This is a genomic window from Bradyrhizobium sp. LjRoot220 (genome assembly GCF_964252915.1).
In the GTDB taxonomy this organism is placed as follows: domain Bacteria; phylum Pseudomonadota; class Alphaproteobacteria; order Rhizobiales; family Xanthobacteraceae; genus Bradyrhizobium.
Window position 1 is genome coordinate 23,673 of the sequence record NZ_CAXUPS020000016.1, and the last position, 20,416, is coordinate 44,088.

Here is a 20,416-nt window from a genome sequence, read left to right on the forward strand (position 1 = left end):
GCCCAGCAAGATTTCGATTTGTACGGGCTATGCTGGCCGGCTTGAGGCAATTCGACCGCGCTCGCGTTGACGACGCTGCGCGAGAGCGGGGTACCCTCGGCAAATGATCGAAGCTCTCCGGGATCACCTTTTCTCCATGCCGCCACTCGCAAAGTTCGCGGTGGGGATGGTGATGCTTGTCGTGATCCCTCGGCTTTCCCGCCGGGTGCACATCCCGCCAACAGTGGGGTTGCTGCTTGGTGGAATTATCGTAGGACCCTACGTTCTCGACATCTTCGGCAAGGTTCGGCCGATCGCGGATTTTCTCGCAGAACTCGGAAAATTGCTGCTGATGTTTTTCGCGGGTCTGGAGATCAATCTCGCCTTGTTTCGGCGAGCCCGTCACCGCTCGATTACCTTTGGCATCGCCACAACGGTGTTTCCGCTGTTGCTCGGTGCCATCGTTGGGCTTTCTTTCGGCTATGGCGCGGTGCCAGCGATCGTGATCGGCTCGCTGCTCGCTTCACACACATTGCTTGGACTGGCCATCGTGAACGGGCTCGGCCTGGGAACGTCGGAGTCAGTTACAGTCGCCGTCGGTGCCACGGTGATGTCCGACACCCTGTCGCTCGTGGTGTTTGCCGTTTGCGTCTCGATTTACACTACCGGGTTCTCGCCGGAAGGGCTCGCGATCCTGCTGGTTGAGATTGTCGGCTATATCCTGCTGGTCTTGTTCGGCTTGAGTCGTTTTGGAGCCTACGTGCTCAAGCGAGTGGAAAATGAAGAAGATGCCTATTTCATTCTCATGTTGAGCATCATGGCAGTCGCGGGCGTATTTGCGGCTGCGATCCAATTGCCGGGCATTGTCGGAGCGTTTCTAGCGGGACTCGCCATCAATGCCTCTGCACAAAAGGCGCCGGCCAGCCTCAAGCTTGAGTTTCTAAGCAAGTCGTTCTTCATTCCGATCTTTTTCGTGGTTACCGGCTTCCTGATTGACCCGGTCAAGTTCGTCTATGGGATATTTGACAATTTCTTCCTCGTTGCCGGAATTATCGGAGCTTTGCTCGTCGGCAAATGGATAGCCGCATGGGTCGTCGGCCGCATGTTCGGATATAGCCGTAACGAACGGCTAAACATTTGGTCACTCACGCTGCCGCAGGTTGCAGCTACACTTGCCGCGACATTGGTCGCCCATGACACGCTCAATTCGAGCGGTCAGCGCCTGCTTGACGACCGCATGTTCAACGTTGTGCTTGTGCTTGTGTTCGTTACATCGGTGGTTGGTCCGGTGTTGACGGAGCGGTTCGCATCTCGTCTCAGCAAAACTGCCCCGGAGTGACCTGGTCATTGAGCGAAGTTCGCAGCGGTCCACGCCTGGAGCGTCGAGAGCGGGCCTGATCGAAATCTGGCCGCGCCGAATGTCTCGGTGGACTCGTCGTGTGCGGCCGACCGACACAATCAACATTCTAATCGAAAATGCGCCCGAGGCCGAAACCGCATAGTCATCAAGTGTTGCTCCGACTACCCTGCCGGACTGAGACGGCTGTTTGCTCGCGAGGGTGCGGCGTACGCGGATGTCGCATTTGGCGTGATCACTCTCCGACACCGGCAACGCAGCGCCGGTTTGCAATGCGTTGTCCGCCGAATGTGCTTTTGATTGATCTTAGAAAAGGAACTCAACATGTCGCGTAGAGCCATCCTGTCACTCGCTGCATCAGTCATCATCGGCATCGGGTTTGTTGGTACAGTTTCAACTGACGCTTCTGCCTATTATCGCGGTGGTGCTTATCGCGGCGGTGTCTATCGCGGTGGGGTTTACCGTGGCGGCGTCTACCGCGGTGTACGCCCCGGAGTGGCGGTGGGCATCGGTGCTGCTGCGGTCGGCGCCGCCGCAGTGGGCGCTGCTGCCGCCGGTGCTTATTACGCGCCGGGCTATTACGGCGCGCCTGCCCCGGTCGGTTGTCCATACGGCTACTATTTCTATGCGCCCTACAACCGCTGCGTACCCACACCGTAGACGCTGCGATACGTACGAGTGGACGTCAGAAGCGCAGCAGTGAATAGCTGCTGCGCGCCGGACCGGCTGTGAGATCAGCCACGATGCTCCAGTCAGTAGTAATTGTGGAAATACTCGGCGGCATATGGCGGGTTGCCGACCATATCGACTGGATCGCCATCCAGCACCGCGCTTACCTGTGATTTGTAGTCCGCAGCAACATCATCCGGCTGCTGTATGGGCTGTCGAAGAATCGCTCGATAGTTTTGATAGGCGTCCCTGGTACCGATGAAGACGCACACGCAATGCTGCGGCTCGGAATACAGATATCGGACGTCACCACCGCTGAGATTATGAACCACGAAGCGATGCGATGGCAGCGCGTGCATTGCCCTTTTGCCGGCGGCGTCGTTGGCGAAATGAACTTTGAAGCCCGCAGAGGACAGATAGAAACTATTCTTGTCGAGGAAGGGTTTGCTCGGCGGTTCGAGGGCAAACAGGGACGTGCATTGCACAAGCATGCCGGCCGCGAGCGTGGCCAGAGATATACAGCTTAACGAGACCACACGGCTGACTTCGGGCATTGTCTGAAGGCCTGTTGATGAACCATCAATCTCTACGAAAAAGATCGCGGGGAGCCTATGCAAAATCGGCAGTCTGAAGCTCGAATGTGCCATACAGCCGGCGGCTTTGGCAGCATGGATTGAAGCATAGCCGCCCGCAGCTCAACGGGCAATTCGACTTACCATTAGCTTCGTTTCTTTCGAAACATTAATTCACCGGACAGCGCGGCGTAATCCTGGACCCTGCATCTACGGAAGCTCAAGGGCGGCACTCGCTCGCCAAAATCCTCTCTGTGGAGATTTCTTATGACGAACCGACTTAGTCCTGTTGCCTCCCGTGATCCGGAGCAGAAGCGGCACTCCCTGCTTTCGGCGCGAAAGGCTGCATTGATGGCGTCAGCGGTGGCCGCGCTCGTGATGTGCGGCATCAGCTTGTCGCCCGATCACCTGCCAATGCTTGGCAGTTCGGCTTACGCCGGCGTGAATAATGCTGGTGCCGGCGCCGCACAGCCCGTCGGGTTTGCCGATACGGTGGAGCGGGTGAAGCCATCGGTAATTTCGGTCAAGGTCACCATGAAGGACAAGACCACCAACGCGAAAGCCACGAACGAGGACGAGTCGGACTCGCCGATGGAGCGCTTCTTTCGCCAGTTCGGTGGTCCGAATGGGGGACCGCAAAATCCCGGGGGGAAGGGCCGGGATGGCGAAAAGATGGGCCAGGGCTCCGGATTCTTCATTTCATCCGATGGATATGCCGTGACCAACAACCACGTCGTTGAAGGCGCCGAAAAGGTCGAAGTAACGACGGATGGTGGCAAGACCTACGCCGCGAAGGTGATCGGGACCGATCCCCGGACGGACCTGGCCTTGATCAAGATCGAGGGCTCGGACTTCCCGTTTACAAAACTTTCCGAAGGGAAGGCCAGGGTTGGTGACTGGGTGCTTGCCGTAGGCAATCCGTTTGGTTTGGGCGGCACGGTAACGGCCGGAATCGTATCGGCCAGCGGCCGTGACATCGGTAGCGGTCCGTACGACGATTTCATCCAGATCGATGCTCCCGTCAACAAAGGCAATTCGGGTGGGCCGGCCTTCAATATGCAGGGCGAGGTGGTCGGCGTAAACACGGCGATCTATTCGCCGTCCGGCGGCAGCGTCGGTATCGCATTCTCGATCCCGGCGGCGACCGTGAAGAGCGTGATCGCTCAGCTCAAGGACAAGGGAAGTGTCACCCGCGGCTGGATCGGTGTTCAGATTCAGCCGGTCACGCAGGAAATCGCCGACAGCATGGGACTGAAAAAAGCCGAAGGTGCGCTGATTGCCGATCCCCAGAAGGATGGACCTGCAGCAAAGGCCGGCCTCGTCTCGGGCGATGTCATTACCGCGGCAAATGGCCAGCCGGTCAAGGATGCCCGGGAACTGGCCCGCATCATCGGTGGCTTTGCGCCGGGCAGTACCGCGAAGCTGGACGTGCTGCACAAGGGACGGCAGAAGGTTGTCAGTCTGACCTTGGGTGAGCTGCCAAATGCCCAGCAAGCCAAGATCGACGCTGAAGCCGCTGGCAAGGGGTCGACCCATGGCACTGACGTTCCGCGTTTGGGCCTTTCGGTTGCCCCGGCGGGCAAGATGGACGGTGCCGGCAAGGAAGGCGTTGTCATCACGAAGGTGGAACCGAAGAGCGCCGCTGCGGATCGCGGGATTAAGAAGGGTGACGTGATCTTGGAAGTCGCCGGAAAAAACGTCTCGAATCCCGGTGACATTGGCGAAGCGCTCGATGCTGCTCGCGCAGACAAGAAGAGCAGCGTGTTGATGCGCCTTCGTTCGGGCGAAGCGTCCCACTACGTCGCCGTGCCGGTCGCAAACGGCTAAGTGACCAATGGTTGGCGGCGGCTCATTCCCGAGTTGCCGCCAACTCTTTCTCATCAATCTCTAACCTGCCCGAAACATCGGTTGATACTGAAAGGACCATAGGGCACGTTCCACATCGTTATCCCGCGGTTTGGCGGACGAAGAGGTCGTGAGATGGTCATGCGCTTCCTCCAACGCCTGGCGATTTTTGGTTTAGGCGTATTTTGTGTTTGGCTGATTGTTTTCGTGGTCTTTGAAACCGCGGACCGCAGGCTGCCCTGGATTTTGGCGTTGAGCATTACTTACGGATTTGCTGCCTATATTGTCCTTCCGCGGGCCATTCGCCTCGGTCTCAAAATTCTGCAGCATAAACGAGTACCGAGCTACACCATCACAGGTGACGGACTGCCGGGAGATCCCGTCAATGTCGCCCTTGTAGGTACGCTACAGCAGCTTCGATCGGCCTTCAGAATTCTCGGCTGGTCGGAAGCAGATCGACTGGGACTGGCAAGCTCCTGGGGCATGATCCGGGCGTTCGTGTTCAACTCGCCTTACCCCACCGCGCCATTTAGCACTCTCTATCTCTTCGGTCGCGGGCAGGACATCGGATTCCAGAAAGCAATCGATAACAGCCCGCGGAAGCGTCATCACATACGATTTTGGGCTTTGAGCCTAACGCGTGCGCAAGCCACCTGGGGCGCAGCGGACTTCTGGCTAAATACCGACCGGCCACCGGACAACGAGCGTGTTATGTGGGTTGGCGCCGGTACCAGAGATATCGGCCTATCGCTAACCCGGCTGACGTTTCAAATCACGCATGCCACAGATTCGGACACCAATGCCGAGCGCGACCATATCGTCGCAGAACTGATGAAAAGTCGAATGATCGATGCCGTGGAAGTTTACCGGTCCGGTCAAGGCATCGTGACCGCGCATGTCAACCACTACATTACCGACGGCGAGATCGCGTTGGCGCATTTAGTGGTCCACGACGCATGATGGCGTGCATGGCCCTCGATCCGGCGCAACCCCGCATGCCCCGATCCCATGCGTTCATTGCGGCAAACAAGTGTGCCGGCCCGGGCTCCAGAGGGAGGGGATGTTATGTCCAGCGCTGATGATGATCCAGTCGGTCGCGACCGGCTCACGGCAACCTGGGTCGAACTGGTCATCCGGCTTGGTGTCCTCGGACTATTGCTCTTTTTTGCGTTCACTCTGATTCGTCCATTCATCACCATGGTTGTCTGGAGCGTCGTGCTGACCGTCGCGCTCTATCCCGTGTATGACGTGATGGCCGGCTGGCTGGGTGGACGCCGTCGACTGGCGGCTCTCGTTCTTACCCTATTCAATCTGCTGATCGTGATAGGACCGGCTACGTGGCTCACTCTAGGCCTGATCGATAGTATCCGACATATGTCGGAGCATCTCGATCTCTCCAGCCTCGTACTGCCTCCGCCACCAGTTGCGGTAAAGAGCTGGCCTATTGTAGGTAGCTCGATTTATCAGTTTTGGGATTTGGCTTCGACCAACTTTCAGGCCGCGCTAGTCAAGACCGCACCCGTGCTGAAACCAATCGGCAGCACCCTGCTTGCATTCGCCGAAGGCGCGGGCGTTGGCGTCATCAAGTTCTTTATTGCAATTGTTTTGGCCGGCTTTTTGTTCTCGCCGGCGCCATCGTTGGTCAATGCAATTTCGTTGTTTTCACAAAGGCTCGCTTCAGGGCGGGGTGAGAAGTTCGTCCAGATCGCCGGAGCCACCATCCGGGCTGTGTCACGGGGTGTTATTGGCGTCTCAGCATTGCAAGCACTTTTAGCCGGGTTCGGGCTTGTCGCTGCTGGAATTCCGAATGCCAGCTTGATCACTTTAGCGGTCCTCATCTGTGGAATCATTCAGCTTGGCCCGTCGATTATCCTTTTCCCGATCGTTATTTGGAGTTGGATCACTATGGATCCGACGGCGGCCGTCCTTGTCACGATCTATTTCATCCCGGTTAGTCTGTTGGACAACGTTCTTCGCCCGCTTGTCATGGCGCGGGGGCTGGACACCCCGATGTTGATTATTTTGATTGGAGTACTGGGAGGTACCATTTCCTACGGGATCACCGGCCTTTTTCTGGGGCCTATAGTCCTGGCCGTGATCTGGGAACTTCTCGTGGTCTGGACCAAAGAGAGCGAAAGCCCTTAGCCCTCCTCCAGTGGTCAGGTTGTCACGCAAAGTTAACCCGCGGCCAATGGACTGACTTTGCTGGCGAGGTGCTGACGACCCGTTAGGTCGAGCCAATTTCTGCTTTGAGCCGACCTGTTTGAAGAAGATGGACCAAATGTCGGCGCCAAGACGACAAAATCAGAAAAAATGCTGCCCAGGCCCTGCTTGTCGCCTCGGCGAAGGGCCCCGCGGAGTGGATAGCCTAATTATTTGGTACATGGACCTAGTATTGGAGCGTGGGCCGTCAGAATGGCTGCGCCGTCTGCGGTCGTTAGCACCCGAAAGAATGGATGCGTACCCGTACCGTGCTGGCGATATCGAACAGCTCCTTCGGAGTATGCTACGGTGCAATGATCGAATGCGCTTGCGGCTGCCTTGCAGGCGTACTGGCGGCGGCGGCTCCGGGACTGCCGAGGCCGCCTTCGGGCTTCCTGTTATGTCCGCAGCAATACGCTGTTCACCAAGTGAAATTCCCTGTTAGTTGGCGCGGGGAATTGCCTGGAAAGATGCTGCACTACAGCGTTCCCTGGCCAGTGGACCAGTCTCCCAGCCGCCGAGATCGCCAATTTCTTCGTTTGCAGGGAAGTTTCCCCGGAGACAGGTGCGATCAGCACTGCGTCGCCAGCCAGCATCAAGCGGCTGAGTTCGCTATGTAAGCAACTCCATTCCCGCCCAAGCGCGCTCCGCCCCCAAATCTGCGGTTGTCCGGCGACTCACTGCACCTTGATCCCGGCACGCTCGATCACACGTGCGTACCCTGCACGCTCCTTGGCGAGCGCCTCGGCGTAGGCCGGACCCGGCAGTTCGGTCTGGAGTACACCAAACTTTTCGAGTGCGGTGCGGACTTCAGGGATCTTGCCGACCGCGACAAGCTCTTCAATGAGCTTCTTCACGATGTCGGGCGGCATGTTGGCGGGGCCGACCCAGCCGAATGCCGGCATCAGTTCGAAGCCCGGCAGGGTCGCGGCTGTCGGCTCGATCTCCTTGGCGAGCGGGTAGGGCCCAGGCGAGGTGATCGAGATGGCACGCAGCTTGCCGCCTTTCACCTGCTCGTATGCCACGGCGAAGTTGTCGCAGGCCAGTTTGATCTGACCACCAATCAGATCCTGGATGCTGATGTTAGATGCGCGGTAGGAGACGGCCGTCATCTTGAGCCCGGCGGCGTCCTCCAGCATCGCGCCGCAGATATGTTGCGTCGTGCCGGGGCCGGATGTCGCATACGGCGTCTCCGGGTTCGCCTTCAGCCAGGCGATCAGCTCCGCCATGGTGTTGGCCGGCACGGACGGATTGACGAGCCAGATGTTCGGCTGTGCTGCCATGCCATAGAGGTAGGTAAAGTCTTTCTCGACGTTGTAGGGGATCTTGTCCTTGATCAGTATCGGATTGATGGCGATTCCACCGGAGGTCGCCACCGCAATGGTGTAGCCGTCCGGCTCCGCGCGCGTCATCGCGTGCAGGCCGTTGACCCCGCCCGCACCGGCCTTGTTCTCGACGATGAACTGCTGGCCGAGCCGCTTCGTCAGTTGCTCTGCAAAAATGCGCGCCATGACGTCCGTGTTGCCACCGGCGGCGAACGGCACGATGACCGTCACGGGCCTCGATGGCCACTTTTCTTGCGCCTTGGCAGCGCCGGTGAGTAAGCCGAGCGTCACAGCCACCACGGCGAATCTTGCTAGAATACGGGAGGGCATTTTGTTCTCCGATCTCTGACGAGTGGTATTGCAGCAAGAAAGCCGGTCAGCCTGAGGATCGACCGCGGGTTCCGAAGGATATTTTGCCAGACGTAACCATGTCAATGACAGGCAGAATTTCGTACCCGTCCCGTGGTCCTTTGGGTCTGCGAGGTTGCGGCAATGCAATAATATTGCGGGAAATGACGGGACCTTGCGGTAGGCCAACAGCTTTTGCGCCCCGCGCGGCGATCGGTCAGACGATCTTGCGGTGACGGTGGGGCTTCTACTCGCCGCTGCGACCGCACGCCACTCGTGGTTCATGGGCCTGACATGTAACGTTCAATATCACCCGCCCAGGCACTAGCGACAAGATCGCGGATGGCGCTCCGATCGATCGGGCGCGGATTCCAGTATGGGCTCTGCACGGCGAGATCGGCCGCCCGTTCGATGTCGCGCTCTTCCATTCCAATCGATTTGAGACTGGTGGGACTCTCGAGCTTCCTTGCCAGATCGACGAGGGCCTGTGTCCCGCTACGGCCGCCGAGGGCGCGAGCAACCACCTGGTCAGCCTCCGGCGCTGCCTTTGCATTGTAGGCCATGGCGTAAGGCAGAATGACCGTGTGCGTGTCCGCGTGCGGCAGGTTGAAGGATCCCCCCACCACGTGACAAAGCTTGTGGTGCAATGCCATACCGACCGATCCAAGACAGATTCCGCACAGCCACGCGCCGTAGAGCGCCTCCGCACGCGCCTCCCGGTCCTGGGGATGGGCGACGATTGCAGGCAGCGCGCGCCCCATCGCTGATATCGCCTGCTCGGCCATCATCGAGATGACTGGATTGCGGTCCTGCGCGTACAGCGCTTCCACCGCGTGCGCAATGGCATTGGTGCCCGACGTGACGGTCAATCGCGGCGGCAAGGTGAGAGTGAAATCGACGTCATAGATGACGATCTCCGGAAGCACCTTCAGCGTGCGCCGCGTGACCTTTCTGCCGCCTTCGGTCTCGCCGATGATCGGAGTCATTTCCGAACCGGCATAGGTGGTTGGGATAACGATCTGGGTCAGATCCGTGCGGAGCGCGATGGCTTTGCCGAGCCCGGTCGAGGAGCCTCCGCCAAAGGCGATGGTGCAGTCGGCCGCGCAATCCCTTGCCGCTCGTAGTGCTCGATCAGTGACATCGGTGGGGGTGTGCATGGCGGCATCGGTGAAGATGCCTGCCGCCAGCGCCCCGATGGAAGCGGCGATGTCCTTCAGCGCCGCAGCCTGTTCCGGGGTGCTGAGCAGCAGCGCGCGCGTGCAGCCGGCACGCTCCATCTCGGATTTCAGGGCCGAGACCGTGCCTTGGCCGAAGATGACCCGACCGGGTAAGGCGTTATAGACAAATGACTGCATGACGATCAGCTCTCCGTCTCTGGGCGGGTTCATGTCGCCGAGTCAGGCCATCATGCTCTTTGCCGCAGTACGAAATCATACGCCAATGTGAAGAAGGGGACATCCAGTATGCGTCCGTCCGGCGCTTTGCCTGCTTCATGGCGGACGAAATCTGCGATAAGCGAATCCTTGACCCCGAAGACGGCGTCAGAATCAAGATATCGGTCGCCATTGACGAAGACGTGAGTGGTGAGCTTCTCATGATCGGGCGCTTCGATCATGAAGTGCACATGCGCCGGCCGCCAGGGATGGCGCGCTTGAGCCGTGAGCATCTCGCCGACCGGGCCATCGTAGGGGATCGGATAGGCCGCCGGCTTGATCGACCAAAAGCGGTAAACCCCGTCGGCGTCGGTGCGCAGGCGCGCTCGGCCGGCGAGGCCTTCGGTCTGCTCAAGGTGCTGCACATCATAATAACCCTCCTTGTCGGAGTGCCACACGTCGACGACGGCGTTCGCCAGTGGAGCACCTCCGGTGGACGTCACCCGTCCCTGGGCATAGAGAGGATCGCCTTCCAGCGTCCCACTGATGTCGGCGCCTGACTGGTATTCCGGGGGATTCTCGACATAGAAGGGGCCGAGCACGGTGGTTTCCGTGGCGCCTGGAGAGGCGTGATTGATGGCGTCGACCAGCATCGACACGCCGAGCGTGTCGGAGAGCAGGATGAATTCCTGGCGATTTCCGTCACAGGTTTTGCCGGTGCGTGTCAAGAAATCAATCGCGTAAGACCACTCTCCTTCGGTCAGGCGCACGTCACGCACGAAATCATGGAGATGGCGGATCAGCGAAGCGCTGATCTCTTTGACTCACGCATCGGGGGCGTCCTTGATGCGCTCGATCACGGCGCCGGTGATGGTGGTTTCGTTGAAATTCCTCATTGGGTCCCCACGTCTTTTCGCTATGCGTCGCCCGCTTCACGACGGTTGTTGGCAACTCAGGTGTTCCCGGCCGAGAACGCGCCGGAGGATATCCGTCGCAGTTTCATCGCTGTTGCCGCGCCATGCGACGATTTGATCAGGCCTGATCAGGACGAGGTCGGCCTGATAGAGATCGCGCGCCTCAGCCGACTGGAGGTCGACAACTTTCATGTCGAGCCCCAAGGCACTGGCTGCCGCCGCTATCTGTCGCCCGTCGGCGCGGTCAGAAAGCCGCAGCAGCGTCCATCCAAAGCCGAAAATGTCGTAGAGGGATTGCTCCGGAGATAGCCACAGGTGCGGTGCGCGTCCGCCGGGGCAGGCTGAGGGAACATACAGATTGGCCGCATCGGGCGGCGGCTCCGTTCCGTCCGAAACCGTGATGGGCGAGGTGTAGTATCGCGCGCCGAAGGTGATTCCGGGGATATTGAATTCGGCCTTGCCGTGCGCCTCGAGGTAGGTGCCGGCCAGGCGGCGTGCTTCCGCACCGTCGGGTGTCTCGTCCTCGATCTCCGAGACCGGCACGAACGTTCCCAGCGAGTCGGCAAACTGCCGCGCGTAGGCCGTGTTGCGTCTGGCGTTCGGCTGCCGCTCGGCCTCGTAGCTGGAGAGCAGGGCAGGACCGCCGCTCCCGCGGATGGTGGCTGCGAGTTTCCAGCCAAGATTTACTGCGTCCTCGATGGCGGTGTTGTAGCCAAGTCCGCCGGCAGGGGTGAACAGATGCGCGGCATCGCCGGCGATGAATACGCGGCCGCGCCGGAATCGGTCAGCCACCAACGCATAGCCGGCTATCCAGGTGCCGCGCGACAGGATTTTGGCCTGGATCGGCGCGCCAACGGCTTCCTGAAACATCGCGAGCGCGCGTTCCCGCGTGATCTCGCCTTCGACCTCGTGGGGACGCAATTGGGTGTGGAAGGCAAACTCGCCCTTGCCGTCGACCGCCGCCATGAAGGCCCGACGTTCATGATTGAAGGTGACGTTCATCCAGGCGGGCGGATGTGGCACAGCGTGGTAGAATTCCGGCGCGCGCAGGTAGATCGCAAACATACGACCACCGAAGAAGTCGCGCACGGCGCCTTCCTCACCGGTGTACTGGAAACCGAGCGCCTGACGCACCGTGCTGCGCGGGCCGTCGGCTCCGACAAGGAACGCAGAACGGATGCGATGTGCCTTGCCGTCGCTCACCTGTTCGATCTCGGCTTCGACGCCCTGAGACGTCTCCCTGAAACCGGTAAGCCGCCAGCCATAATGAACCGACACCTCGGGCAGGGCTTCGGCATGCCGCCTCAGTACCTGTTCGACGAATTTCTGGGACACGCGATGGGGGAGCTCGGCAGCGCTCCACGATCCCGAGAGCTGCTTCACGCGATCGACCGCTTCGCGCGCAGAGGGCAGCTTGAAGCGCGCGAGTTCGTGCTTTGCGTAACGGGTGAAATAGGCGATGTCGGTCGGAAAGTCGGGCGGCAGGCCCAAGGCGCGAATTTCATGTGCGAACCCCAGCCGCCGGAAATGCTCCATGGTGCGGGCTTGCGTTGCGTTGGCTTGCGGATTGAAGGCAGTGGTCGCCTTCTGATCCACGAGAACGGCGGTCACGCCGCGCCGGCCCAGCTCGTTGGCGAGCATGAGGCCGCATGGGCCGCCGCCGACGATCAGCACCGAGCAGTCGCTTGGAGGTGTGGGCATTTGCCGCTCTTTCTCTGCGGAATCGGCTGCTTGCAGCGTAGCTTCCACGCTTGTGTCCTGTCCGTAGGGTTCAAACTTCCGGCATTAGTTGCCGGCCACAATTCCCCGTTCCCGGATGATTGCGCCGAACCGTTCGGAATCCTTGCGAGACCTTTCCCTGAACGCATCGGGAGACATCGCCGCAGGGACGTTACCGACTGCCGCAATGCGCTCGGTGAGTGCAGCCGTCGCGAGCGCCCGGTTAATCTCGGCATTCAAGCGTGCAATGATATCGGCCGGCGTTCCGGCAGGCGCGTAGACGCCGAAAACAGCGTCCGCGTCAAAGCCTGCAAGGCCGAGTTCCTCCAACGTCGGCACGTTGGGAAGTTGAGGCGAGCGCTGCGGGCTTCCAATCGCAAGGGCGCGTAGCTTACCTGCTTTCACATGCTCAATGGCGATGCCGGGGTCGAACAGGAAGTCGATCTGTCCGGCAATCAGGTCGTTGAGCGCTGGTGCTGCGCCACGATAGGGCACGTGTACGGCGTCCGTGCCCGTCATCTTCTTGAGCAATTCCGTGGCCAGATGCGGAGAGCTGCCGATGCCGGGCGATCCGAAATTGCGTTTTCCCGGGTTGGCCCTGAGGTCGGCGACAAATGCCTTGAGATCCGGCGCCGGATTTTCCGTGCGAACGACGAGATAGAAGGGGACACGCGCGACGGAAGCCACGGGAACGAGATCCTTTACCGGGTCGAAGGCCATGCTGGCATACAGATGTGGATTGATGGCAACCATTCCGCCCGACGACATCAGCAAGGTGTAGCCATCGGGCGCGGATCGGGCCACCATTTCTCCGCCGATATTTCCGTTTGCGCCGCCCTTGTTCTCGACGACCACCGGCTGACCAAAAGTTTCACTGAGGGATTGACCTATCAGGCGTGCAAGCAGGTCGGCGGCCCCTCCCGGAGGGAAATTGACGACGAGTCGAATGGAATGGGTGGGCCACGTTTGTGCCAGCGATGGAGATATCATGCCCGCGACGAAAGCGAACGCGATTGCAATGGCCCTCATGTTTGTCTCCCTTGTATTATTGGAAGTATAAGAAAGCGGCTCGAGCAAACTTGCGCTCAACCCGCGAGGAAATCGCCAATCGTCGTGACACAGCTCGGGTCTTCCTGCATGGCGAGGTGCCCGACACCGGGCACGATATGGATGCGGGCTTTCGGAATCTCTCTCGCCCAGAGCTCAGCCTGGCTGGCAAGTGCCACCCTGTCCTTGTCGCCCCACAGGATGAGCGTTTCGTTGGGTACCCGGCTCAGCCATCGGCGGAGATTCGGGTGTCCCATGCCGTGGGCTTTCTGAATGTTGCGCAGCGCGTGGCTTTCCCTTTCCCTTGTCGCAATGAATTGCTCTGTCGGAGGAGCAAGCGAACCTCCAGGAAAGTACCGGGCCGCGACTTCCGTGCGATGGGCCAGGTACTGTGGCAAATCTTGCGGGGCGATTTTGGTGGGATCGGCGCCGCGATGATCAGGGTGGTTGAGCCCGGCAGGCGCATTGAGCACCAGACGAGCAAAACGTTCACCGGCGACTGCGGCCATTTCCGCCGCCATCCACCCGCCCATGGAATGTCCCACGAGGTGCGGTCGATCCAGACCCAGGGCTGCGATCAGCCGCAGGTTATGAACGATCAAATCCTGCATTCCGCAGATATGCGGCGCAGGTCCACTTTCGCCGAAGTCGGGATGAAACGGCAGATAGACCCGAAACCTGTCGGCCAATTCCCGCGCCCATTCATGGCCCTCGATCGTTGCTGCGCCGTGGAGCGCCAGCACAGAAGGGCCCTTTCCGATCACCTTTGTCACCGTGTCGACGCCATCTATTTCGAGTCTTGTCGTTTCGAATGTCACGTCAAACTCCTTGCCGAGTTCGTGCTTGCCCGGTGCGCCGGGACTATGGTTCGACCATCGCGTCTGTCGGGATGGATTGTGCTCTCTGCCTGCCAAGACGTTGCGTGCGCACGAAGTCGATCACCTGGTGCCCCACCGTCTCGAGCTGACGTTGGGTTGCCACATCGGTACAATTGCCTTCGGCGTCGAATAGGGCCGTGGACGTGTTCAAGACAGCGCCAAACGGCGTGGGCCAGCCCCTGAGCGAGTGAGCAATCGTCCGCAGTGCAGCTAATGTCTGCCCGACTGCCTGCCACCCGCCGGCACATGCGATGCAGCCGACTGGAATTCCGTCAAGGTACGCGCGCGCGTCTGCCCTGAGTTCTTCGGCGTAGTCGAGCGCGTTCTTGATCAAGCCGGATATTGATCCGTGGTAAGCAGGGGACGAGATGATGATGCCGTGGCATTCACGAAGCGCGGCCAGCAGACGTGAAGCCTGGTCGGATTGTTGCTGCCCTGGCATATACATCGGCAGAAGCAGCTCTGCGCCGGACAGGAGAATTGTCCTGGCGCCTTTATCTTCCGCCGCCTTGAGGCTGATCGAGAGCGCGCGTTCGGATGACGACCCGCGCCGCGGCGTGCCGCCAATCCCGACAATGAGAGGTCTATTCTGCATCATCCTCTGCTCCATGCCAGTCGGTGGTACCGCAGTTGCTGCGCGCGTGCAGCCGATGGATGCCCGCTCGATCGGTCGGACCGGTCAACCAATCTGTGCGCGGCGCATCTGGGGAAGTACCTCCTCGCCGAACAGGGCGAGCGATTCGCGGCGACGCGGCGAAATGCTCCTGCCCAGCATCGCGAGGAAATGGCCCGAACCGGTTTTGCGGCATTGATCAATGACTTGTTCGGCGACTTGCGCCGGCGTGCCGGCGATATAGTCGTCGTCATGCAAGGAAAATCCGGCTCCAGCTCTCGGCGCATCGAGCGTTGAGTGGGCGTGCTTGACGACGCGGGGATCGCCAGCCACGACCTTCAGGGTAGCTTCCTTCGCGGCCTTGGCTTCTTCTCGCGCCTCGGCTGCATCACGTGAAATGGAGATATTGCGCCGGATGGCGAGCTGATCCGGGCCTGCCGGCAGTCCCAGTCGCGCACATTCACTTCGATACACGTCGAAGATTTCCGATATGCGAGAGACCGATTCGAAGCCGGTGCAAATCCTGGATCGTCTTTGGGCCGATTTCTGCGCGGACCCGGTGCTTACGACAGTTGTCCATTTCGGCGGCGCGGGCTGCAGGAAGACGCCCGGCATCAGGCTGAGGTTTTCGAACTTCCAATACTTTCCGCTGTGGCTGACGACGGGATTGATCAGGGCCGCATCAAGTATTTCCAGAGCCTCGTTGAACCGCTCACGGGTCTCCTCCATTCCGAGGCCTATCCGCTGCAATTCCTGGGGCACGCCGGCGGCAAAGCCGATCTCGAGGCGGCCATTTGTCAGATGGTCGAGCATCGTCAGCTCTTCGATGATGCGCCACGGCTCATAGAGCGGCACGACGTTTCCCATCGTCCCCAGGCGCAGCCGGCTGGTATGGCGGGAAATGGCTGCGATCAGGAGGTTGGGGGAGGGGCTCAATGAATGACCGAAGTGATGTTCGCTGAAGAATATTCCTTCGAATCCCAGCCGCTCGGCTTCTAGCCAGAATGCGAAACCTTCATTGAACACGGCGGTCACAGTGCCGGGCAGGGGCTCCCCATCGCCCGGATGCGGGGCCTGCATGAACTCGAAAATCCATGGCTTGATCAAAGTGCGTTCCTCCTCCGGCATGACCGTTCTTGGTTGGCGGCTTGGCGGCAGATTCTCGATTACCCGGGTTTTTGGAATTTGAAAAATCGATTATAATGATCCGTGATATTTACAATATGGATGTCAGCCGATGCGGTTCGAAGGCCTTGATCTCAATCTCCTGGTCGCTCTTGATGCGATCCTTGAAGAGCGCAGTGTCATGGGGGCCAGTCGGCGCCTTCATCTCAGTCAGCCGGCGATGAGCGCCGCCATCGGAAGATTGCGTCAGTATTTCAATGACGAGATTTTCACGATTTCGCAGCGAAAGCTCGTGCCAACGCCGTTGGCGCAATCGCTGGAAAAGCCGACGCGGGACATATTGCTGCGCATCCGGACCAATTTGATCTCGCCTCCGAAATTCGACCCGGCGAATTCAGAGCGGCGTTTTCGGCTGGTCGTTTCCGATTATGCGAGCATCGTATTGATGCATGCCGTGATGAAGCGCGTCTATCGGGATGCTCCGGGCGTTTGCCTTGAGATTCTTCCTTTTAGTGACCGGGTCGACGAGCAGCTTCAGCGAGGAGAGGTCGATTTTGTGATAGTTCCTGCGTCCAATCTCATTGACGGCCATCCCAGCCAACATTTGTTTGCGGACGAATTCTGCTGCGTCGCCTGGCGAGGAAACCGCGAGATTGGTCGCTCGATCTCGCTCCGGCGGTATCTTCAAGCCGGACATATAACCGCGCAACTCGGGCTAATGGGCGGGGCATCTTTTGATGAACGGGCGCTCGTCCAGCTCGGTTACAGGCGTCGTATCGAGCTCATTGCCCCGAACTTTACCGCGATGGCCGCCATGGTGATCGGGACAAACCGTATCGCAACGATGCATCATCGGTTAGCTGCGATCTTTGCGCGAAACTTTCCGTTGAAGCTGCTTCGCGCGCCGGTCCGCATCCCTGCATTTCGGGAGGCCCTGCAATGGCCGGCATCGTTTCACATGGATCCCGCACTGGCGTGGTTGCGCGAGATATTAACCGACGTTGCTTCCGAGGTTGACCGGACTCCGGCTGCACAAATGAGGGTTGGTTAGGGAGCAGTGCCAGAATCGACCTCGCGCTCCCCCTGTCTCTTGACCGGCGGCTTCCTCGCAATCGCGGATTGTTGCGCCGACACACGAGCGTTTGTTGGTGGGATTGTACGGGCCAGTTCGGCTTCCACGTCGACGCCAAGGCCTGGTCAGCGCGCTTTTGAAGCACAGCTGCTCAAAGTATTTCGGCCAACGACTGCCCGTGCAAGTCTATATTGAGCCCTTGCAAACCCTGGTCGCTGATTTCGCCTCCCATTGCTTTGAGGCTTTCCTCGCGAATCAGCGACATCAAGCCACGTTTCAGTGCCAGGAATTCCGACGACATCATCATCGATTGTTGACGAGGCCGTTCCAGCGGGATGGGAACTTCCGCTTTGATTGAGCCGGGGCGAGCCGTCATGCAGTAGACGCGGTCGGAAAGGAAGATCGCTTCGTCGATATCGTGGGTCACGAACAGGACTGAGATTTTCAGTCGTTGCCACATGTTATTGAGGATTTGCTGCATGATGACCCGCGTCTGCGCATCCAGGGCGCCGAAGGGCTCATCGAGCAGAAGAACTTTCGGCCCTGTCGCCAGGGCTCGCACAATACCGACACGCTGCTTCATGCCACCGGAAAGCCGGTCAGGGTAATGCTTTCCGAACGCTTCGAGGCCGGCCAGTCCGAGCAGGGTGCGAGCAGCTCGATCGCGACGGGACCGGTCCATGCCGCGCATCTTGAGTCCGAATTCGACGTTCTCCTGGACGGTTTTCCAGGGGAAGAGGGAGTATTGCTGGAAGACCATCCCGCGTTCGGCGCTCGGACCCTTTACCTCTTCGCAGTCGACCGTGACCGTTCCCGCGGTAGGCTTGAGGAAGCCCGCGACCGCGTTCAAAAGCGTGGATTTTCCGCAACCCGACGGACCGACAATCGAGACGAATTCACCCGGCTTGACGTGAATCTGTGTGTTTGTAACGGCTGCAACGGACCCATCGATGGTTTCATAGCTCAGCGCAAAGTTCTTTACCTCGATATGGCCTTCGCCTGCCTTTGCCTCGATGAGACTCATGTGCGCCCCCATGGCATTGCGAGCCTTCCCGCAGAGCGGATCAGCACGCTGGAAGTGAGGCCGAGCACGCCGATCGCGATCATGCCAAGTGCGATGTCGGCGTACTGCACCAGCGAATAGGCTTCCCAGGTGAAATAGCCGATTCCGTACTGGCCGGAGATCATCTCGGCTGCGATCAGCGAGACCCAGGCAACGCCCATTCCAACGGTAAGTCCGGTAAAGATGTGCGGAAGCGAGGCCGGAAAATACACTTCGCGAAAGATCGAAGCTTCCCTGGCGCCGAGGCATCGCGCCGCCCGAACCAGAACCGGATCGACCAGGACCATGCCGTGCAGTGTATTCACCAGGATCGGAAAGAATGAACCGAGGAAAGTGATGAAGACGATGCTCTGTTCGTTTGTCGGCCAAAGCATGATCGCCATCGGCACCCAGGCGATCGCCGGAATCGGACGAAGGACTTCGGCAACCGGGAAAACAGTTTCGTGGATCAGCTTGAAGCGCCCCATGACGAGACCGAGCGGTACCGCGACAAGCGCCGCCAGCGAGAAGCCGAAGATGATTCTGCGGCAGCTCAGCAGGACATGCATCAGGAATTTGGGGTCGTGGATCGCTGTCGTGAAGCTGTCGTAGACGGCAAGTGGAGAAGGGACGTTGGTGAATCGCACGAAGAACACGACGCGATATTTCGTCAACAGGTGCCAGAGAATCAGAAATGCGACCAGGGAAAGGGCGCCAATCAGCGTCGCGCGCAGACGAGCCTTGTTGAGCCGGAACCAGCGCGCGGCCAGGACGCCGATCGTGACTGGACTGTGGACCGGCGCCCCGGCGGGAGTCGGTTCGGCAGCGATCGCGGGTGTTTCGCGTTCCGTCGGATGCAGGGCATGCGCAGGACTGCTGCTCATGTCTTGCCTCCGCCCACCGCCGACTTCACCGCCTCTTCAAAACCAAGAACCTTGCCGCTGTTCTTGGCGGCGTGAGCTTCGGCGTCCTTCTTCAGCAGGAACGGCGCGATTTCGTTACCGGCAACCGCATAGAAAGCCTGGTCCGCGAACAATTTGATGCCGCGCATGCTGTCGAAGACGTAAGTGACGTTGATCTTCTTTCCCTTGGCCTTGAAATCCGCGTAAGCACTGAGCGTGCAGGTGGCGCTGCTGAACGGAAGAATGCCGGAGTCATCGACCCATACTTCGCCGGACTTGCGGGGATCGGAAATCGGCTTCTTGCAGAACTTGTCGTCGCCCGTAATTTCGTAGTTCCTGGTGCTGGCGAGCTGGGCATCATAGTCCAGCTTCATGTCGGCATAGGCCTTGCGGATGAAAGAGTCGTCGACCCATTTCTTCGGATCGAACTCCTTCATTCGTCCAAGGTTCTGCAGCACCTTGACATCGACTTCCGCCGCGTCGATCAGGGCTGGTTTGATGGTGGGGTCGGTGGTCATGTTGCCGCTCGGACCGAGGAAGATGTAGACGACTTCCTTGCTGATGCCGGTCCATTCCGCGACTTTTTCCGCCGCAAGTTTGGGATCGGCGCGCAGCCACTGGTTAGCGGCGATGATCGCTTTCATGTAGGCAACGACGACCTCGGGATACTTCTCGGCGAAGTCGGTCCGGACCACGACGCCGTGCCAGGTCGGCAGGTTCGTCTCCACGCCGTCGAAGATCTTGCGGGCAAATCCGCGAAACGGCAGCAGCTCTGCGAACGGGACAAAGTCAGCATGGGCGTCGATCTTCTTCTCCTGAAGGTTCGTCGAGCCGACCTCGGGACTTTGACTGACCAACTGGAAGAAATCCGCCGGATAGCCCCGGTCCTGCAGCGCCTTCAGCATCATGCCATGGGCGGCCGACCCAAAGGGGACGCTGACCAACTTACCCTTGAGGTCCGCGAACTCGTAATACGGTGAGTCCTTATGGACGACGAGACCATTGCCAGAGCCGGACATGCTGTAAGCCGCAACGGCGATCAGGCGGCTTTTGCTTTCAGGGTTTTTCTCAAACGTAAAACCGTTGACGACAAGGGGATAGTCTCCCATGGCACCGAATTGCAGCTTGTTGGCCATCATGCCGTTGGTGACGGGAGGACCCGAGGTGAAGTTCTGCCATTCGAGCTCGAACTTGATTTTGGCATACTTGCCGTCCGTCGGAAGGTACTTCTCCAGGAGGCGCAGTTGGCGGATGACGATGCCGGTCGTCACGGTGTTGGTCGTGGTATCCTGAGTGCCGATGCCGATTGTGACCGTTTCGCCTCTGGCCGGCTGCGCCAGGGCCAAGGCCAAGGCCACGGACGCTATGGATATCGCTATCGAGATCGATTGGACTTGGCGGACCATGTTCATCCCCATTCGGTTGGAAGCACTG

General features: G+C 59.5%; 17 protein-coding genes and 1 pseudogene. 6 read left to right on the forward strand and 12 right to left on the reverse strand.

All coding sequences use genetic code 11. From position 1 onward, the window contains the following. Window positions 1-103 precede the first annotated feature (103 nt). A complete protein-coding gene (locus tag ACSQ84_RS34865) occupies window positions 104-1,318 on the forward strand; it encodes a cation:proton antiporter (RefSeq protein ID WP_436216288.1) in 1,215 nt (404 codons plus the stop codon). 318 nt (window positions 1,319-1,636) lie between these two features. Continuing rightward, on the forward strand, window positions 1,637-1,996 hold the full coding sequence (locus ACSQ84_RS34870; protein ID WP_436216289.1) for a hypothetical protein: 360 nt from the start codon (window positions 1,637-1,639) through the stop codon (window positions 1,994-1,996). Window positions 1,997-2,088: 92 nt separating this feature from the next. On the opposite strand, the gene ACSQ84_RS34875 is transcribed toward ACSQ84_RS34870, so the two are convergent. Beyond that, window positions 2,089-2,559, reverse strand: a complete 471-nt coding sequence (locus tag ACSQ84_RS34875) for a hypothetical protein (protein ID WP_436216290.1) — start codon at window positions 2,557-2,559, stop codon at window positions 2,089-2,091. Window positions 2,560-2,844: 285 nt separating this feature from the next. Between ACSQ84_RS34875 and ACSQ84_RS34880 the strand changes: the two genes are divergently transcribed. The 3 genes from ACSQ84_RS34880 to ACSQ84_RS34890 all read left to right on the forward strand — a co-directional run bounded on the left by ACSQ84_RS34880 (window position 2,845) and on the right by ACSQ84_RS34890 (window position 6,567). Beyond that, the gene (locus ACSQ84_RS34880; RefSeq protein ID WP_436216291.1) at window positions 2,845-4,404 is read left to right on the forward strand and encodes a Do family serine endopeptidase; all 1,560 of its coding nucleotides are present in this window, start codon (window positions 2,845-2,847) and stop codon (window positions 4,402-4,404) included. A 153-nt stretch (window positions 4,405-4,557) separates the two neighbouring features. Further along, on the forward strand, window positions 4,558-5,382 hold the full coding sequence (locus tag ACSQ84_RS34885; RefSeq protein ID WP_436216292.1) for an LssY C-terminal domain-containing protein: 825 nt from the start codon (window positions 4,558-4,560) through the stop codon (window positions 5,380-5,382). A 105-nt stretch (window positions 5,383-5,487) separates the two neighbouring features. Continuing rightward, window positions 5,488-6,567, forward strand: a complete 1,080-nt coding sequence (locus ACSQ84_RS34890) for an AI-2E family transporter (protein ID WP_436216293.1) — start codon at window positions 5,488-5,490, stop codon at window positions 6,565-6,567. Window positions 6,568-7,301: 734 nt separating this feature from the next. Here the strand turns inward: ACSQ84_RS34890 and ACSQ84_RS34895 are convergent. The 8 genes and pseudogenes from ACSQ84_RS34895 to ACSQ84_RS34930 all read right to left on the reverse strand — a co-directional run bounded on the left by ACSQ84_RS34895 (window position 7,302) and on the right by ACSQ84_RS34930 (window position 15,969). Continuing rightward, a complete protein-coding gene (locus ACSQ84_RS34895) occupies window positions 7,302-8,246 on the reverse strand; it encodes a Bug family tripartite tricarboxylate transporter substrate binding protein (protein ID WP_436216294.1) in 945 nt (314 codons plus the stop codon). A gap of 332 nt (window positions 8,247-8,578) precedes the next feature. Next, window positions 8,579-9,685 (reverse strand): maleylacetate reductase, encoded by a 1,107-nt coding sequence (locus ACSQ84_RS34900; RefSeq protein ID WP_436216295.1) that lies wholly within the window; start codon window positions 9,683-9,685, stop codon window positions 8,579-8,581. 17 nt (window positions 9,686-9,702) lie between these two features. Next, window positions 9,703-10,566 (reverse strand): annotated as a pseudogene (locus ACSQ84_RS34905) (intradiol ring-cleavage dioxygenase). Window positions 10,567-10,602: 36 nt separating this feature from the next. Further along, a complete protein-coding gene (locus tag ACSQ84_RS34910; RefSeq protein ID WP_436216361.1) occupies window positions 10,603-12,285 on the reverse strand; it encodes an FAD-dependent oxidoreductase in 1,683 nt (560 codons plus the stop codon). Between the two features lie 84 nt (window positions 12,286-12,369). Further along, window positions 12,370-13,332, reverse strand: a complete 963-nt coding sequence (locus ACSQ84_RS34915) for a Bug family tripartite tricarboxylate transporter substrate binding protein (RefSeq protein ID WP_436216296.1) — start codon at window positions 13,330-13,332, stop codon at window positions 12,370-12,372. A gap of 56 nt (window positions 13,333-13,388) precedes the next feature. Further along, window positions 13,389-14,168: an alpha/beta fold hydrolase gene (locus tag ACSQ84_RS34920; protein WP_436216297.1), complete on the reverse strand. Its 780-nt coding sequence runs from the start codon at window positions 14,166-14,168 to the stop codon at window positions 13,389-13,391. A 43-nt stretch (window positions 14,169-14,211) separates the two neighbouring features. Then, entirely contained in the window at window positions 14,212-14,826 is a 615-nt protein-coding gene (locus ACSQ84_RS34925) for an NADPH-dependent FMN reductase (protein WP_436216298.1), read from the reverse strand. Between the two features lie 81 nt (window positions 14,827-14,907). Continuing rightward, complete coding sequence (locus ACSQ84_RS34930) at window positions 14,908-15,969, reverse strand: LLM class flavin-dependent oxidoreductase (RefSeq protein ID WP_436216299.1); 1,062 nt, start codon at window positions 15,967-15,969, stop codon at window positions 14,908-14,910. A 109-nt stretch (window positions 15,970-16,078) separates the two neighbouring features. On the opposite strand from ACSQ84_RS34930, the gene ACSQ84_RS34935 reads away from it, so the two are divergent. Then, complete coding sequence (locus ACSQ84_RS34935; protein WP_436216300.1) at window positions 16,079-17,017, forward strand: LysR family transcriptional regulator; 939 nt, start codon at window positions 16,079-16,081, stop codon at window positions 17,015-17,017. A gap of 172 nt (window positions 17,018-17,189) precedes the next feature. On the opposite strand, the gene ACSQ84_RS34940 is transcribed toward ACSQ84_RS34935, so the two are convergent. The 3 genes from ACSQ84_RS34940 to ACSQ84_RS34950 are packed head-to-tail and all read right to left on the reverse strand — an operon-like array spanning window position 17,190 to window position 20,400. Then, complete coding sequence (locus ACSQ84_RS34940) at window positions 17,190-18,062, reverse strand: ABC transporter ATP-binding protein (RefSeq protein WP_436216301.1); 873 nt, start codon at window positions 18,060-18,062, stop codon at window positions 17,190-17,192. Beyond that, complete coding sequence (locus tag ACSQ84_RS34945) at window positions 18,059-18,964, reverse strand: ABC transporter permease (RefSeq protein WP_436216302.1); 906 nt, start codon at window positions 18,962-18,964, stop codon at window positions 18,059-18,061. The genes ACSQ84_RS34940 and ACSQ84_RS34945 overlap by 4 nt, the downstream gene beginning before the upstream one ends. Beyond that, window positions 18,961-20,400 (reverse strand): ABC transporter substrate-binding protein, encoded by a 1,440-nt coding sequence (locus tag ACSQ84_RS34950; protein WP_436216303.1) that lies wholly within the window; start codon window positions 20,398-20,400, stop codon window positions 18,961-18,963. The genes ACSQ84_RS34945 and ACSQ84_RS34950 overlap by 4 nt, the downstream gene beginning before the upstream one ends. Between the last annotated feature and the right edge of the window lie 16 nt (window positions 20,401-20,416).